The organism is Bacteroidales bacterium (genome assembly GCA_018334875.1).
Taxonomy (GTDB): domain Bacteria; phylum Bacteroidota; class Bacteroidia; order Bacteroidales; family UBA12077; genus JAGXLC01.
Window position 1 is genome coordinate 1 of sequence record JAGXLC010000073.1, and the last position, 16,871, is coordinate 16,871.

At 42.3% G+C, this 16,871-nt stretch carries 14 protein-coding genes; 6 read left to right on the forward strand and 8 right to left on the reverse strand.

The features are described 5' to 3' along the window. The 3 genes from KGY70_08220 to KGY70_08230 all read right to left on the reverse strand — a co-directional run. Positions 1-881: aldo/keto reductase (locus KGY70_08220; GenBank protein ID MBS3775157.1), on the reverse strand; the 881-nt coding region annotated here is incomplete at its 3' end. A gap of 85 nt (positions 882-966) precedes the next feature. Further along, the gene (locus KGY70_08225) at positions 967-2,436 is read right to left on the reverse strand and encodes a peptidase M64 (GenBank protein ID MBS3775158.1); all 1,470 of its coding nucleotides are present in this window, start codon (positions 2,434-2,436) and stop codon (positions 967-969) included. Positions 2,437-2,626: 190 nt separating this feature from the next. Next, a complete protein-coding gene (locus tag KGY70_08230) occupies positions 2,627-4,594 on the reverse strand; it encodes a PAS domain-containing protein (protein ID MBS3775159.1) in 1,968 nt (655 codons plus the stop codon). Between the two features lie 257 nt (positions 4,595-4,851). On the opposite strand from KGY70_08230, the gene KGY70_08235 reads away from it, so the two are divergent. Next, positions 4,852-5,589, forward strand: coding sequence for a hypothetical protein (locus tag KGY70_08235; GenBank protein MBS3775160.1), 738 nt, complete (start codon positions 4,852-4,854; stop codon positions 5,587-5,589). Here the strand turns inward: KGY70_08235 and KGY70_08240 are convergent. Continuing rightward, positions 5,575-6,492: a CPBP family intramembrane metalloprotease gene (locus KGY70_08240; protein ID MBS3775161.1), complete on the reverse strand. Its 918-nt coding sequence runs from the start codon at positions 6,490-6,492 to the stop codon at positions 5,575-5,577. The genes KGY70_08235 and KGY70_08240 overlap by 15 nt on opposite strands. A gap of 56 nt (positions 6,493-6,548) precedes the next feature. Here KGY70_08240 and dusB point away from each other — a divergent pair, with 56 nt between their 5' ends. Next, complete coding sequence (gene dusB / locus KGY70_08245) at positions 6,549-7,568, forward strand: tRNA dihydrouridine synthase DusB (protein ID MBS3775162.1); 1,020 nt, start codon at positions 6,549-6,551, stop codon at positions 7,566-7,568. Between the two features lie 208 nt (positions 7,569-7,776). Here the strand turns inward: dusB and mnmH are convergent, their stop codons facing one another. Beyond that, complete coding sequence (mnmH, locus tag KGY70_08250) at positions 7,777-8,826, reverse strand: tRNA 2-selenouridine(34) synthase MnmH (protein MBS3775163.1); 1,050 nt, start codon at positions 8,824-8,826, stop codon at positions 7,777-7,779. Between the two features lie 57 nt (positions 8,827-8,883). Next, positions 8,884-10,809, reverse strand: coding sequence for a 1-deoxy-D-xylulose-5-phosphate synthase (gene dxs / locus KGY70_08255; GenBank protein MBS3775164.1), 1,926 nt, complete (start codon positions 10,807-10,809; stop codon positions 8,884-8,886). A gap of 134 nt (positions 10,810-10,943) precedes the next feature. On the opposite strand from dxs, the gene KGY70_08260 reads away from it, so the two are divergent. Further along, positions 10,944-11,939: an OmpA family protein gene (locus tag KGY70_08260; protein ID MBS3775165.1), complete on the forward strand. Its 996-nt coding sequence runs from the start codon at positions 10,944-10,946 to the stop codon at positions 11,937-11,939. Positions 11,940-11,942: 3 nt separating this feature from the next. Beyond that, entirely contained in the window at positions 11,943-12,962 is a 1,020-nt protein-coding gene (locus KGY70_08265) for a radical SAM protein (GenBank protein MBS3775166.1), read from the forward strand. 11 nt (positions 12,963-12,973) lie between these two features. Here KGY70_08265 and KGY70_08270 read toward each other — a convergent pair whose 3' ends face one another. Next, positions 12,974-14,044 (reverse strand): acyloxyacyl hydrolase, encoded by a 1,071-nt coding sequence (locus tag KGY70_08270; protein ID MBS3775167.1) that lies wholly within the window; start codon positions 14,042-14,044, stop codon positions 12,974-12,976. 126 nt (positions 14,045-14,170) lie between these two features. Between KGY70_08270 and KGY70_08275 the strand changes: the two genes are divergently transcribed. Next, a complete protein-coding gene (locus tag KGY70_08275; GenBank protein MBS3775168.1) occupies positions 14,171-15,403 on the forward strand; it encodes an SPOR domain-containing protein in 1,233 nt (410 codons plus the stop codon). A 13-nt stretch (positions 15,404-15,416) separates the two neighbouring features. On the opposite strand, the gene KGY70_08280 is transcribed toward KGY70_08275, so the two are convergent. Next, on the reverse strand, positions 15,417-15,923 hold the full coding sequence (locus tag KGY70_08280) for a hypothetical protein (protein MBS3775169.1): 507 nt from the start codon (positions 15,921-15,923) through the stop codon (positions 15,417-15,419). 44 nt (positions 15,924-15,967) lie between these two features. On the opposite strand from KGY70_08280, the gene KGY70_08285 reads away from it, so the two are divergent. Beyond that, positions 15,968-16,871: cation:proton antiporter (locus KGY70_08285; GenBank protein MBS3775170.1), on the forward strand; the 904-nt coding region annotated here is incomplete at its 3' end.

The window sequence follows — 16,871 nt, forward strand, 5'->3', positions numbered from 1 at the left end:
GACGCCACATAAATTTCGAACCACTGTTCACGGGTCAGTTCAATATCCACGGACTGAACAGCTTTTTTCAGGCGTTCGATCTTGCCGGTTCCCACAATTGGGATAATTCCTGCAGGATGAGTCAGCAACCATGCATAGATCACCTTTTCAATGTCTTCAACACCTAAAGTTTTTGCAATTTCCTTTAGTTTGGTCTTGATCCTTATACCCTTTTCATCTTCAGGCTCAAAAACCCTTCCGCCGGAAAGGGGCGACCATGCCATGGGATGAATTTCTTCCCGCAAAAAGAACTCGATATTCTCGTTTTGAAAGTGCTCCAAATTGTAGGGGGAGATCTCCACCTGATTGGTAACCAGCTCGCCATCAAAATGCCGGTCCAGCATTTCAAACTGCATGGGCGTAAAATTGGAAACCCCAAAATTCAATACTTTCCCCTGGGATTCAAGCTCCTCAAATGCTTTGGCCGTTTCAGCAGGATCCATCAGCGGATCGGGCCGGTGGATCAAAAGCAGGTCAATATAATCGGTATGCAGGTTTTTTAGGGATTGTTCCACCGAAGAAATGATATGCCCGTAGCCTGTATCGTAATGCTTAATCATTCGTTCAGGATATTTCTCCGATACCATTTTGATCCCGCATTTGGTAACCAACTGCATCCTTTTCCTCAACCCCGGTTTGAGTTTGAATATTTGACCGAAGAGGGCTTCGCACGTATAATCCCCGTAAATATCGGCATGGTCAAAGGTCGTTACCCCCATGTCCATGGCCTCCTCCACAAAACGAAGAAGTTCCTGGTTACTCATATCCCATTTGTCAAGTCTCCAAAGGCCTTGAGCAATTCTTGACATTTCAAGGTCTTCAGATATGTTAATGCTTTTCATATATTACGTGTTATTGGTTAAACTATGCTTAATCAAGGGTACATTTTATTCGAAAAAGCAGACAAAAATAAAAATCAAAAAGCTATCATTCAGTATATCGCCGGATCACTTTCATGATGGCCTCCTCACTCACCGGTCCGTAAGTAAAATCCTCCGAATCAAACATATGCACTCCTATCTCCGAACGGTATAATCCTTTGGCCTGGTAACCGGCACCCTCAAAAACGCCGATTTTCCCTTCATATTTCCTGCGGTATTTATCCCTGATTTGTTCTATCTTTTGATCAAGCTGTTTGTTTTGGGCCGAATATTTTTCCCTGATCTGCTGAATGGTCTGATTAGAAACATCCTCTGATTTCAACTTTTCAATCTCTTCTTTCATCTTTTCTTCATTGGCCCTTTGTTTCTTCTTAATTTTGATAACCTCATCCTGGCCCCAGGGTGTGGGTACAGGGATACCGGGTGAGAGATGCGCTTCCCATTTTATCTGATTCGTATCAAGCAAGGCTGTAATATTTGGTTCTGTGGGTTCAACCCCTTCGGGATAATAATCTTCATAGGACACGGTGGAAGAAAAATATTCATCGGCGAGCCCGCCAAACCCATGGCCAAATTCATGCATAAAAGTGGCTTCGCTCCGTGAGTCGTCAGCAGTAAAAAGGGTATAATTGTTATATATCCCTCCTCCGCCATACCGGTCGGTATTGGCTATAACGATTATGGCATCGTAAGGTACTACCGAAGCAATATCCCGCATGGCTTTCCGGTCATCGACAAGCAAATACCTCGGTAAATTAAGGGCATTGAAAGAGGCATCAATGGCAGTATTCCGAAATGTTCCCCTGGTGGGATGATCCACCCCACTCTGAGAAGACGGACGAAAAGCCCCGTAAACGTTGAAAAGTTCTTTATGGCTTTTAAAGGGTTCGGCTCTGAAAAGTACTTCTGTAAAATGATCGGCATCGCTTTTGAATTTACTCCATTCTCCGGAAGTATATCCTTCTGCAACAAATACAAGATCTACCTTCTTACGAGGATCTCCATTTTTCAAAACGTTATAGGCACGATCCCTTTTAGCCGGTTCTTCCCGAATGATGTTCTCATTATCGGGATCAATGGTACGGGAAAATACCGGCTGAAGAATATTTTTCCGGTTTCTTTTTTCGATTACCAGGGTGAAAGGACTTTCAGGATAAGGGAATCTTACTGTTTCTATAAAAGTTCTTTTTTCTCCTTCCTTTGCAGGCCTTGTGGTCTGATATTCACCGAATATACAGTTGAAACCCTTGGAAAATATGAGCTTATTGTCGATTAAACTGTATATTTTAACGTAGTAATTCCCATTGTTCAGCCTGTCGATCAGCCTATCAGGATTGCCGGGCCACCGTCCTTCCCTGTAAACCTGATCCAAAGAAATGGTTAATGCTTCAGAATCGCCTGTCATATAAAAATCAACCCGCATGGTTTGGCCGGTAAAATATTGATTGAATACTGGATCTGCCTTAACGGTAAATGTTAAAGGCACTAAGAGGAATATGAAGAGTAACTTTCTCATTTGGACTATTGAATTTATTTATGGTCAAACAGAACCCGCATGTTAATTATTTTCTTGTGACAAAACCCGGTGGATCCAAGCGTCTGACGCTATTAAAAAACCTGGCTTTTTGCTTCAATAAATTTCGCAAAAAGCCGGTTTTTCTAATGCGGGGTTAAAAAGTTTGAGGAATAAAATTAACAAGAACTGGTCAATTTTCATAAAATACCCTGTTGCTGTTCCCGGCCACTAAATATTTCTTTAACTTTTGACGGATCAAGCCAATGCCCATGGGTTTCAACAGGTAATCGTTGAATCCCGCAGCAAATATATCTTCCTTATCGGAAGGGTAAGCACATCCTGTTTGAGCAACGACAGGGAGCTCAGGCTTCAGTAACTTAATTTTTCTGCAGGCAGTCAATCCATCCATAACAGGAAGCTTTATATCCATCAGAACAAGATCTACAGGGTTATTTTTACAAAACTCTACAGCCTCTTTGCCATTGGTGGCAATCTGGGGGTTAATATCCACTCTCTTGATTTCAGAACTTTTTAAAATTTCACTGAGCAAGAAGGCATTTGAGCGATCGTCCTCTACAATCAAAACCGTAAGTTCAGATTTACTTCCCTGGACATCCTTCTGCCCATGATTATTCATTCCCGGCCGGAAATCCTGCTTATTGGTTATACAGGGAATGGTAAGATAAAAAACCGAACCATTACCTGGTTCGGATTGTACCCAAATAGAACCCTTTAGCAAGACGGCCAGACCTCTGGCTACAGTGAGCCCCAAGCCCGCACCGGAGGCTTTCTGATTACCGAGACTTGTATAAAACGGTTCAAAAATTTTATCTTTCTGATCCTTATCAATGCCCTTGCCGCTATCTTTTACAAAAAAGTGCATTTCATCATCCACAAAATGATATCCAAATTCAATGATGCCCTTCTCTGTAAACTGAAAAGCATTATCCAGGAGATAACGCAATACCTGCCGGAGCTTGATCCTGTCAGAATAAACAAAACTGCTGTCATCGGTAAAAGGTGTACACAGTTGCAAATGTATTTCTCTATCTTCTTTATGCGGGAGATAAATATTATAAAGGTCTCGCAACATTTGATTCACATTAAACTCTTCATATTCCAGCCCTGGCTGACTCGAATTCAACCGGGTTACATTCATCAGATTATGTACCAATTCATGAATCCGGCTACCCGAACTTAATATCAAATCCAGATAACGTGTTCTTTGTTCATTGCTTACAAAAGGATTCTGAAGCAATTCGAGGAAACCTTGCATCCCTTTTGCGAATAGGGTCTTTTTTCTGAAAACTTTCGGAGAAAAGGAAGAGTCGGAGCGGGTAACTTCTGACATTTGCCTTTCAGAAGTAAAAATTTTTTGTCCGCTCTTTTCCAGATAAGTAATGTTGATAGTGGTTCCAATAAATCTGAGGGGATAATGGTGCTCGTCCTCATCAACCACCCTTCCATAATCGAAAACCCTGACCCATTTTCCTGATTTGGACTTCAGCCTGTATTCAACGGCATAACTTTCTGCATCTCCCCATAAATGGTCATTCAGTGCTTTTCTCACATAATGCCAGTCATCCGGATGAATCAGATTTTGCCAGGTGCGGATATGGAATTCGATGTCCTTCCTTTTATAACCGAGCATTTTAATCCAGGTATCATTGAATTGGACATCGCCACTTTCGATATCCCAATCCCAAAAACCTTCTCCCATTTTTTCAAGTGCCTCATCCGGATTGAGTTCATCTCTCCGCAGGGACTTTTCTATGGTTTTTCGCCGGCTAATATCAAAAACCACAATAAGCACATTTTCTTTATTATCATCCGATTTCTGCAGATTGCTCCTGGAATCAAGCAATACTCCCACCAAAAACATATCTCTGATTTCTCCGGATTTGCATCTCCATCTTGTTTCAATGGTTGCTATGCCCTCATTCCGCAGCAAAGGATAAAAGAATTTTTCCATTCTTTTGGATTCCCTCTCACTGGGATATAGAATGCCGGCATGTTTACTCATTAGGTCTTTTTTGGAATAACCGGTGATGTCTGCCATCCGGCTATTAGCAAAACTGATAATGCGGGAAGTCATTAGGGCTATTCCGGCAGGGGTGCCGTGGAAAAAATGTTCCAGATATTCCAGGGAAAGGCTCATATTGATAAAATCAACATTTCGTCACATGGCTAAACTAACACTTATTAGCAAAAACTGGAAAAGATTGAATCCAATTTTATCAACAGAAGTTAAAACCAATTATTAACACCGTTTGAAACATTTCGGAATTGCTTGCGTATTATTTAATAATATATTTTCTATCAATTCATTATCTAATAAGGCTATATGCGAATTTATTTTATTTTTCAAAAATTTTATTATATTCGCACGCTGTTGTCAACAAAGTTATTAACATTATGCCATACAGAAGACTTCCCAACACCGACAAATCCAGAATGAAGGCTCTTAAAACCGCACAGGAGAAAGGCAGAGAGCTTCCTCCTTTTAAACTGGCCTTTTCACAGGAAACCCTGCAAAGATTGAGCTCATTTCTTCCAAAATATGAAAAGGCACTAACGGAGTATCAACAGACCTATAAAATTCAGAAAGAAAACAATAAGGATTATTACAGCAAGCTTAAAAAAGCCAAAATGTACATTTCCCACTTCATTCAAGTGGTGAACATGTCAGTCATACGTGGAGAAATGCCACCCAAAACCCGTTCCTTTTATGGTCTGGCAGAAGATGACAAAAAACTGCCCGATCTGAATACCGAAAACAGCCTGGTTGAATGGGGGGAAAAGCTCATTGAAGGGGAGGAGCAAAGAAAGAAAAAGAACCTTCCCCCGATAACCAACCCGACCATAGCGGTAGTAAAAGTACACTACGATAAATTTATGGATGCCTATAAGTTTCAGAAACAGCTTCAGGAAAACAATCAAAGGGCGGCGAACAACGTCAATGAGCTGAGAAAGGAAGCAGATGATATCATTACCAATATCTGGGATGAGGTGGAAAATACCTTTTCAGACCGGCCTGATGAATTTAAACGCAGCCATGCTAAAGAATACGGAGTAGTTTATGTATGGCGTAAAAATGAACTGGGGAGCATCAACTACTTCAATTACAAGAAGAATTCTTCATACCTGTCCTGATCTTTTTTCATACATATACACAAGATAACAACACAAACCAATCATCACTCCACTAAAAATCACCATGAGTTCGGAGGAGCCAACGGTTCCATAATTACCGTAAATCATATCGCTTTCACTGCCGACTATATAGTAAAAAATAACCGCACTGCCATTATTCACAAAATGGCCTGTAATCGGCAACCAGATGGACCCGCTCCAATAAAACAAATATCCAAAAAGTATACCCAGCGCCACACGGGGTATGAATCCATAAAACTGGATATGCATGGCACTAAAAACTATTGCTGCTATCAATATGCCCAAATGAATATTGCGGGCCCATGCAGCAAATAATTTTTGCAGAATACCCCGGAACAGGAGTTCCTCACCCAATGCAGGCAACACTGCCACCATGAGAAGATTAACAAGCAATTGCTGAATATTCTCAGCATCCAGAAAGCGATAGGTGATCCGGCGGGCTTCCTCTTCTCTGTCTATCAGATGCTTTTCAAGCAATTCCAATGATTCCGGGAAAGGAATGCTTTGATTGAGGTGAGATAAAAAATTTATAAAAGGCAGTGCAAAAAAGATCATTACAATAACCACAGAAAACGAGGCAATTTTGGGCTGAGATGCAAATCCAAGAAATGCTCCGGCCTGCCCTGAATACAATCTGGCAATTATAAAGGGCGGAAGAACAAACAAGCCGATGGTTTGTATAGTCTGAAAATATTTTAACAGATGCAATTGATCCGAAAAATTCCCGTTGGCAAAAAGGTTTGATAATTCACTGAAAGATATACCAAAGACAGGAATAGCCAGGAAATAACCCATTGAAAACACTGCAAAAAATGATGCTATCATAATAAACACAATGGCAAGCAGTTTTGAGAATGGGTGATGGTATAAATCGTTATACATAGGCAGATCAATTAAAACTACTATTTTTGCAAATAAAATTAATCAAATAAATTTTGATAAAAATAGGCCACATAGAATTACCGGAAAAACCGCTTTTTCTTGCACCCATGGAGGATATAACCGATCATAGCTTCCGCCATGTATGCAAAGAATACGGGGCTGATGTAATGATCTCTGAATTTATTGCTTCAGAGGGGCTTATCAGGGATTGTAAAATAAGTATGCAGAAGATGAAAATTTCTGAGTCTGAAAGGCCATTCGGTGTCCAGTTATATGGTCACCGCACCGAAGCCATGGTGGAAGCGGTAAAAATGGCTGAGGAAGCCAATCCCGATTTCATTGATCTGAATTTTGGATGCCCGGTCAAAAAAGTAGCAGGCAAAGGTGCAGGTGCAGGGATGCTCCAGGATATTCCCCGAATGATCGAAATGACCAAAGCCGTGGTTAACGCCACTGAATTGCCGGTAACCGTTAAGACCCGCTTGGGCTGGGACCACAACAGCATCAAAATTGTGGATATAGCCGGGGAACTTCAGGAAACAGGTATCCAGGCTCTGACGATACACGGAAGACTGAGGGCGCAGATGTATAATGGTCAGGCCGACTGGGAGCCTATTGCTGAAGTCAAAAACCATCCGGAAATACAAATACCCGTTATAGGAAATGGAGACATCAAAGGTCCTGAAGATGCCAGAATTGCATTTGACGATTACGGGGTAGATGGCGTCATGATCGGCCGCGCAACAGTAGGCAAACCATGGCTGTTCAGATCAATCAGAACATATCTGGAAACCGGCATCATACCAGATGACCCCGATGTGAAAGAAAAAACTGAAATTGCCAAAAAGCATCTGACCAAATCCATCGAATGGAAAGGCCTCCCCAGAGGAATCTATGAGATGAGAAAACATCTGTCCAATTATTTTAAAGGACTTCCTCATTTCAGGGATATCAAACGCCAATTGGTTACAACCCTTGAACCACAGGAAATTTATGATATGCTGGATTACATTGCAGAAAGATATGCCGATTTCGACAGCTCCAAACTAAAAAGCGACGCATTCTTTCATTACTGAAACGTTAAAACTTACCGAAATTGAATTGCGTCTTTTTCTGTCTTACTTAATTAATTTTTGTCCATAAAGTCAAAGAGATCTGAAAGAGTCTCGTTTAGAATGTTCGCTGGCAAGGCTTGCGAGTTTTGGATTCCAGGAGTCCGGCGGCTGCCGGATGACTGGCATTCAAAACGAGTGTAACGAAGCCAGTGGACATTATAGACAGACTCTAATTAGCTTGATCCTCAATCTTCAGTATATTGTAGGCCTGATCAATAATAAAGGGAGCATTATCAGCCGGAACGTCAGGGTTTAATTCAATGGGGTACACAGGAGCATTTTTTCTTTTGTCCAGGCCATGTTGATAAGCTTTGTCATAATACCGCAGAACAATATCTACAGCCGTATAGAAATCATCGTTATCCAGAGCTTCTATGGCTTTCTGCGCATTTTGCCCTCCCAGTCTCTTACTGATCTTCCGAATGGAATCTTTCAGCAATTGTTTGTCAAAGCTGGCGTATTCCCGAACAAGTCTCCTGATCCTGATATCTTGATCCACTTCAACTTTGATCACCGGGGCAGACCGAATCTTGCGAAAAAGTTCCTCCGGCAAACAGTTTGAACCGATCATTTTGCTTTCATCTTCCACCCAAACGGGTTTATTCAAATCAAATGTGAGCCACTTTTCAAACAGCAGGTTTTCAAAGTGCTCGTTAGGCAGTTGGTCTTCTTCTCCCAGTCCTCCGAAAACCGAGCCCTTATGGCTGGCAATACCTTCCAGATCAAGACACTGCTCACCCCGGTTCATTATGGAATGTAAAATCTCCGTTTTTCCGCTGCCCGTATAACCTCCAAGCACAATAAGCGACACAGGTCGCTCCAGTTGTTGCCGGCAATACCTTCTGTAGGTTTTATACCCCCCTTCCAGTATATAGGCATGAATACCAACCCTGCTGAACAGCCAGGCCATGTTTTCACTTCTCATTCCTCCCCTCCAGCAATGAACGATGAGCTGCTTTTTTTTGCCGGCTATTTCTTCAGCCTTCTCAACCATATCCAACATTTTGGGGCCGACAACCCTCAACCCTTGCTTGATTGCTGCTATGCGTCCGGTCTGTTTATAGGTGATTCCCACCCGGGCGCGTTCTTCATTACTAAAAAGGGGGATATTCCAGGCTCCGGGAATATGGGCTTTCTGGTATTCTCCGGGAGAACGGACATCAATAACGGGAACATTTTCTCTTAATCTGAAGAATTCCTGTATGTCTATTTTGGTCATACAAACTCAACCTTACAGAAAGGGATCAAACGGCAGACTTTTGCTGATACGTATTGGTTAACCAGCATTGGACAGCACCTGGGGTTTAATAATAGCCCGCACTGCATAAAGGATTCCCTGTACATCGAACCCGCATTCTTTCTGCAGCTCCTCCTGTGCTCCGTGCTCAATAAATTTATCCGGAATACCCAACCGTTTAATACGTGGATAATAAGAATTCTCGTTCATAAATTCCATGACCGCACTACCCAAGCCCCCTATAATGGTACCATCTTCAACGGTTATCACATATTTAAATTTCTCTCCAATCTCATGCAACAGTTCTTCGTCGATGGGTTTCAGGAATCTCATATCATAATGGGCAACATTGACACTGTCTTTTTCCAGTTCAGCAGCCGCCTGCTCAGCATAATTTCCTACATGTCCGATGGTCACGATAGCCAGATCGACACCATCCCTCATTTTTCTTCCTTTGCCAACCGGAATTTCCCGGAATGGCTGCTTCCAGTTCAGGTTCACGCCACGGCCTCTGGGATATCGGATGGTAAAAGGGCCTTTATCGGGCAATTGTGATGTGAACATCAGATTTCTCAGTTCTACCTCATCCATAGGAGCCGACAGGATCATATTAGGAATTGCTCTCATATAGGACAAATCAAGCACCCCATGATGGGTAGCTCCGTCCGCACCTACCAGGCCGCCACGGTCCAGGCAGAATGTCACGTTGAGATTCTGAAGGGCTACATCGTGAATAACCTGATCATAGGCCCGCTGTATAAAAGTGGAGTAAATATTGCAGAAAGGCATCATCCCGTCAGCCGACAATCCTGCTGAAAAGGTGACGGCATGTTGTTCCGCAATGCCAACGTCAAATGCCCGGTCGGGCATCTTCTCCATCATGATGTTCAATGAAGAACCCGTTGGCATGGCCGGGGTAATTCCGACAATTTTCTTATTTTTTCGCGCAAGTTCCACAATCGTATGCCCGAAAACATCCTGATATTTTGGAGGCTGGGGTTTATCCTGCGCTACCTTATATAACTTGCCGGTATCTTTGTCAAACTTTCCCGGTGCTCTGTGCCAGGTGGTCTGATCGATCTCTGCCTGCTTAAATCCCTTGCCTTTCTGAGTAATGGTATGCAATAACTTAGGTCCCCTTATGTGCTTCAGATCGTTAAGAATTTTGGTGAGATAGACAACATCATGACCATCAACCGGACCAAAATATCTAAAATTCAATGCTTCAAAAAAATTGCTTTGACTGAGAACTGCCGTTTTAACAGCACTTTCAAGCTGAGAAGCAAGTTTCTGGTAATTGGGCCCCAGCTTACTGATCTTCCCCAACAAATTCCATACATCATTCTTAATTTTGTTATAGGTTTTGGAGGTGGCAATATCAAGCAGATATTCTTTAAGGGCTCCCACATTGGGATCAATGGCCATGTTGTTGTCATTCAAAATGACCAGCAAATCCGAATTTTCAGTCCCCGCGTTATTTAAACCTTCAAAAGCCAAGCCTCCTGTCATGGAACCATCACCTATTACCGCCACAACATTTCTGTCTTTCATGCCCTGTAAGTCAGACGACTTAGCATACCCCAGGGCCGCTGAAATGGAGGTTGAAGCATGTCCTACACCAAAGGCATCGTATTGACTTTCATTCGGATTGGGAAAGCCACTTAAACCTCTGTATTTGCGGTTGGTATGAAAATCCTCCTTTCGGCCGGTCAGGATTTTATGGCCATATGCCTGATGGCCCACATCCCAGAGTATTTTATCATAAGGCGCATTAAACACATAGTGCAATGCCACTGTAAGTTCTGCCACTCCCAGACTTGCTCCGAAATGGGCAGGATTTACCGAGGCTTCTTCAATGATAAACCTCCGCAGCTCGTTGCTTAGTTCTATTAGTTCGAGCTCACTCAGCCTTTTCAGGTCTTCGGGATAGCTTATCCGGCTTAAATAACGATAGTTTGTAGACATAACTCAATACGTATTTATAAAATACCATTCAAAATTAAGAATTATTTCAATTCAATATAATTAAAAGCAACTTCTATAACAACTTATTTTTTATATTTGTTTTCAATTTTATATAAAAAATTTAAACAAATGCTATGAATATCAAAATATTTTTCATCCTCATCCTTTTTCTGGCATCTTGTGTTCCACAAAAAGAATTCAGGAAGGTACAAAGGGAAAAGGAGCAATTACAGGCACTAAATGATTCGCTGAAAGAACGAAACCGAAAACTGGAAATTTCCAACAGAGAGCTTGGTACCAGGGTTAAAGTACTTGAAAACAGAATAGAGCGTCTTGTCCGGGACAGCATGAAACGCGCTGAAAGGCTTGTGAATTATAGACAGGAGAATGAAAGGCTTCGCGATCAATATGATGATCTAAAAGAAAACCAGGAAAAAATTTTAAAGGGTACCAACGAGGAAACAAAAAAACTGCTCAGCGAGATTCAGAGCACCCAGGGAAAACTTCAGCAAAAAGAAGATCGTCTGGAAGAGCTGGAAGAGAATCTGGCATCCGAAAGGGACCATCTCAATGAACTTGAAACAGAGCTCAATAAAAAGAGTGAAAGACTTGTGGAGCTGGAAAGGGCCCTCAATGAAAAAGATTCGGTTGTTAATGCGCTTAGAGACAAAGTAAGCGATGCACTTTACGGGTTTGAGGGGGAAGGACTTGATGTAAAAATCAAAAACGGGAAAGTTTACGTTTCCATGGAAGATAAACTGCTTTTCCCTTCGGGTAGCACACAGATAGACCAGCGTGGAAAGGAAGCTCTGAAAAAACTGTCACAGGTACTTGAAAGAAACAAGGATATCAACATCATGGTGGAAGGACATACAGACAATGTACCGGTGAGGAAGAATCCATCCTTTCAGGACAACTGGGACCTCAGTGTAAAAAGAGCCACGGCTGTAATAAGGGTGCTGATGAACAACTCGAATATTCAGGGTGAACGTTTTATCGCGGCAGGAAAAAGCAAATACCTTCCCCTGGAATCAAATGAAACAGAGCAAGGCCGGCGCATCAACCGCAGAACAGAGATCATACTCACTCCGAAACTCGGTGAACTGCTGGAAATATTAAACATGAATTAAATTTTGCCCGGAATCAAAATGCGGAGCCGGTTAAATGATGCCTTTAGGCTCCTCCGAATTCTGACACCATACAGAATATTCAACCTGGCGGGAGTGTATTTCGGGTATGTGGTTTCCGGCATAACAAAAACAGTGACTCTGTGGGGAAAGCCCTACAGCCTGTCTGTTGAGCCTACAAACTACTGTAACCTGAAATGCCCGGAATGCCCCTCAGGGAATAATGAAATGGGCAGGGAAAGGGGCCGGATGGATATGGATCTGTATAAAAAGATAATAGATGAAGCCGCCGCTCATTTGTTCTGGCTCATGCTTTACTTTCAGGGAGAACCATTCCTCCACAGACAGTTGCCTGGTATGATCCGTTATGCCAAAACCAAAAACATCTATACCTGTATCTCTACCAATGGTCACTTTCTTTCTACCAGGGCATGCAAAGAAATCATTAATGCAGGCACCGACCGGGTGATCGTTTCGCTGGACGGAGCTGATCAGGAAACCTATGAACAATACAGGATCAACGGAGACCTGCAAAAAGTAAAAGAAGGGTTAGAAAGGCTGGCCGCAGAGAAGAGAAAGCAGAGGGCCGATAACCCTTTTATTGAAGTTCAATGCCTGGTTTTTAAACACAATCAACACCAATTGAAAGAAATAAAAAGAATGGCAATGAATGTGGGCGCCGACAGGGTCAGGTTCAAATCCGCACAGATCTATAACTACAACCAAAAAAGCCAGCTAATCCCCGATAAACTGAAGTATAGTCGATACATCAGGAAATCAGGGAACCGGTTATACTTGAAAAATAACCCTAAAAACAGATGTTTCAGAATATGGAATTCGTGCGTCATCACATTTGACGGTCGGATGGTACCATGTTGTTTCGATAAAAAGGGAGAATTTCCAATAGCTGACCTGTCGGAAGTAAATTTTGATGTTGCCTGGAAATCCGATACATTTCAGGAATTCAGGAAGCTAATACTTACCGGCAGAAAATCCGTGGACATTTGCAGAAACTGTACCGAATGACAGCGTTTTTTTCAATTGAGATCGTACGCCACATGTACATTGAAATTCTGAGCCACTTCAGCATGGGCCTTAAGATTCACCCCGAAACGAAGATTTCCGATCAGGTTATAGGTGAGGCTATAGCGCTGAAAAAAATTTTTTTGATAATCGGGAGCATATAAATAGGTACCCCAGTACTGGGAAAAAATAAAGCGACCAAAAATCAAATCATGGCCAACGAGTAATGAAAATTGTCTGTGTTCTTTCTCTCCTTCATATTTTTCCTTTATCTCACCATCCCAGTAACCTTCAAAGCCCAGATTCAGGGCATTGATCTTTGCAATCATACGTCTGCCTTTAACAAGGAATCCATAACCAAGCGTGCGTTTCTTTACTTTATCGGGGCCTTCAACCACGTTTTTCATAGAACCAAAAACTGCGGCAGAAGGTATAATACCTTTCTGCTGAATGGGCACAGGCTCCCGCTCGACAAACCCCCCGGGTTCTGCAACATAATCGACACCAGCTCCTACCGTGGGAAAATTGATCCCCAGGTTGGGCTGTTTTACTCCTCCGTTGGAGATGTGATTGTATTTCCCAAAAATTTTAGCGTTCCAGTGATCACTCAACCTGAAATTCAGCATAACATCCAAATGAATGATATAGCTCAAATGGCTACTGAAGAACTTATTCTCCGGATTGGTTTCTTCATCATACACCTTCGTGGAATAACTGGGTCCAACACCCATTCTCAGGCTTAACCACAAATCGCCTCCGTAATTCAGATAGGGCTCGGCAAACATTTCCAGATTCACCGCCGATCCCAGCACTTCGGGATTGCCAAAATTAACCCATGAGGCTGAAAAACCAGCCCGGGAATAGCAGTTACACCTGCGCCAGTCGCTTGCCTTTTTTAAAACCCACCCATAATCAAATTCCAGGCCATATGGATGGTTGTCTTTAAATTTTTTTATTGACGGAGCATGGGGAAGAATGAAACCGTAATGGGGTCTTACCCCCATAAATATTGAATTGGAGGTGGTATCCTGGGCAAAAACGGAAAACGGCATGAACAAAACAATCAATAAAGCTAGAAAACGCATTAATAGGAACACTTATAATTCTCAGCAAACATAAAAAATAATTCGTTTAGTAAACGAATGGATTTTAATTTACTATGATTTTTTATTATCTTTGATTCTTATAAATAACTCCAAATTTGCTGTGGTATGCTTGATGAATATATTAAGGAACTGATAGCCAATAATAACCGCGTCATTATCCCCAATTTTGGTGCATTTTTACTGCGCGCAACCTCTAAAAACAAAAATAAAAAAGAGCTTTCCGCAAAGATCAATGACATATACTTCAGTCCTTTTCTTAAATTCAATGATGAGCTTCTGATGAATCACGTAATCAAAAAAGAGAATGTGACCCAGAGAGAAGCTATGGATATGCTCAATCAATATATCAGTACCATTGAAAATTCAGTAAAGGAAAACGGTTCTTATCAAATTCAGGGATTTGGTGAATTTTACATGGACAACCAGGGGAAAATCCAGTTCAGGATTCAGTCATCCGCCCGGAAAGAATCTCCTAAAGAAACGCAGCAGGCACCGCCGGCCAGGGAAAGTGGAACCAGGGAAAGCCAAAAGACAGGCTCCACAATCAATGAAAAGGCGGCCAGGAAGAAAACATCCACAACACAGGCAAAATCTGAAGAACAATCCAAACCCAAAACCGAAAAACAGCAGGCTCCTACTTCTACTTCTGCGCAAAAGAGTGAAAAAACTGTTAAAACCGGCGCAGGTACAGCAGGCTCCGGTACAACAGGTGCAAGTGCAAGTGCAGGCAAAACGCCACCTCCACCCCCTCCAAAAAAAGAGAAGACAGGACAATCCGGGGGAAAAAGAAATAAAGGACTTCTTCTTTCCATAGTCATAGGTGTGCCTGTAGCCGTCGTATTTATCTGGGCCATGCTCAATTTCGATACGGTGCAAAGCATTTTCACAAAAGACGAGCGCCAGACGCCCGCCATGGAAGCAATGGATGAAGGTACAGAACAGCAAAGACAGGAACAAGAGGAACAAGATCAAACCACCTCTGAGGAAGACACTGCCTCAGACCGGGAACAAATACAGGAGCCAGCGGAGACACAAGACCAGCCAACCACACAGGCTGAACAATCCGAACGGCAGACTTCTCCCTCCCAACAACAAGTTAGCCGGGCTTCAGAAGGCAAAAAATATTACATCGTGGCCGGCAGCTTCGAAAACCGGGAAAATGCGGTCAATTTCCGGCAGAAACTTCGCAGCCAGGGCTACGACTCCGAAATGATCGGTGAAAGAAATGGCATGCATGCTGTCAGTTATGCTTCTTTTGATAACAAAAGCCAGGCGAAGAGAGAATTACAGAAATTACGAAACGAAGAGGGCGTTCAGGCCTGGCTGTTGTATTACTGACGTAATAAGGCCCTTACTTATCCCGGGATTTTTGTCTTACCAGTTTTCGCGAGAGTTTGTCCACTTCCCGGTGATAATCTGTTATTTTTGACTGCCCCTTTCTGGCATGGCCTTCAACGCGGAGCATCCTAACATCAAAACGGTCCAGATAATCATAAAACCGAAGGATCAACTTCCGGTTTTTTATTTCCTTCCCTTTCTTAGTCTGATAATTTTTATTCTCCAACCGCTCCCTGCGCCTTAACAAACCCAGCACGTAATCACTGTCTGAATAGATTTCTAACGCGGAAACATTCTGAAATGTAGATTGTATATATTTTAAACTTTCTATAACAGCTTTAAGTTCCATGGTGTGCTGGGTAACATTGGGCTCGGTATCTTTTAAAATTATTTCTTCTGTAGGCGTAACAATATAAGCAGCCCAGGCACCAAAGCCGGATTTCGGACTGGCGCTGCCATCTGTGATTATTTTGATGATATGTGGTGTTTGTGAAAAAATGTTTCTTATTTTTAGATCCAAATTAAACAAATCCATTTTAGATAAAGATAGAGAATTTTGCCAATATGGGTCACCTGTTAAATATCTCATTCAATTTCGAGTATTACCCCTTATTAATTGTGGTTTTCCTTGCATGGCTAATTCCTTTAACGCTTTCTCTACTGAGAATGCAGAAGGTTCCCACCGTTATTGTTGAGATTGTTGCCGGTTACATCATTGGGAGATACATTATTGCATATTTCCCGGAAACCCACATCCAGTCATTGGATTTTCTTGCCCTATCTGGTTTTATGTTTCTTATGTTTCTCAGCGGTCTTGAAATTGATGTCAACCAGATTCTTTTGTCATTTCCCAAACGCCGCCTCAATTATGGACGGTTCCTGAGTAACCCTTTGCTGGTAGGAATTGCCTTTTTCATACTGTCCCTTGTTTTTTCCTATCTCACTGCTCATCTGCTTGGCCAGCTGATCGAAATAAAAAACAAATGGTACTTATCTCTGATCATGGTAACCACCTCGGTGGGGATCATTCTCCCTGTACTTAAGTCAAGGAATGAGTTAAATTCCCGGTTCGGCCAGATGGTGATCACTTCGGCAGCAGTAGCAGATATTTTCAGCATCATTCTTTTCTCCTTTACCGCATTCATCATCAAAGAAGGTTTTCAGCCGGAACTTTTACTGATCATCGGACTTTTCTTTCTCTTTTACATCTTTTATCGAATTGGGAACCAGTTAACCCAAAAAACCCTCTTCAAGCGCCTTACTTATCAGTTATCGCATGCAGCATCGCAAATACAGATACGCGGCACCATCCTTCTTATACTGATTTTTGTTGCCCTGGCCCAGTTCATAGGGAAAGAAATCATGTTGCTCGGCGCCTTTCTTGCCGGGATATTGCTTTCCGTCTTCATGAACAAATCTCGCTCCATTCTGCTGCTTAAGCTTGACGGAATGGGTTATGGCTTCTTTA

Coding starts and splice junctions, on each gene's coding strand:
- mnmH (MBS3775163.1), bottom strand. CDS start 8,826: ATGACCAAAATAGACATACAGGAATTCTTCAGATTAAGAGAAAATGTT.
- KGY70_08240 (MBS3775161.1), bottom strand. CDS start 6,492: ATGTATAACGATTTATACCATCACCCATTCTCAAAACTGCTTGCCATT.
- KGY70_08275 (MBS3775168.1), top strand. CDS start 14,171: ATGCTTGATGAATATATTAAGGAACTGATAGCCAATAATAACCGCGTC.
- KGY70_08270 (MBS3775167.1), bottom strand. CDS start 14,044: ATGCGTTTTCTAGCTTTATTGATTGTTTTGTTCATGCCGTTTTCCGTT.
- KGY70_08230 (MBS3775159.1), bottom strand. CDS start 4,594: ATGAGCCTTTCCCTGGAATATCTGGAACATTTTTTCCACGGCACCCCT.
- KGY70_08225 (MBS3775158.1), bottom strand. CDS start 2,436: ATGAGAAAGTTACTCTTCATATTCCTCTTAGTGCCTTTAACATTTACC.
- dxs (MBS3775164.1), bottom strand. CDS start 10,809: ATGTCTACAAACTATCGTTATTTAAGCCGGATAAGCTATCCCGAAGAC.
- KGY70_08260 (MBS3775165.1), top strand. CDS start 10,944: ATGAATATCAAAATATTTTTCATCCTCATCCTTTTTCTGGCATCTTGT.
- KGY70_08235 (MBS3775160.1), top strand. CDS start 4,852: ATGCCATACAGAAGACTTCCCAACACCGACAAATCCAGAATGAAGGCT.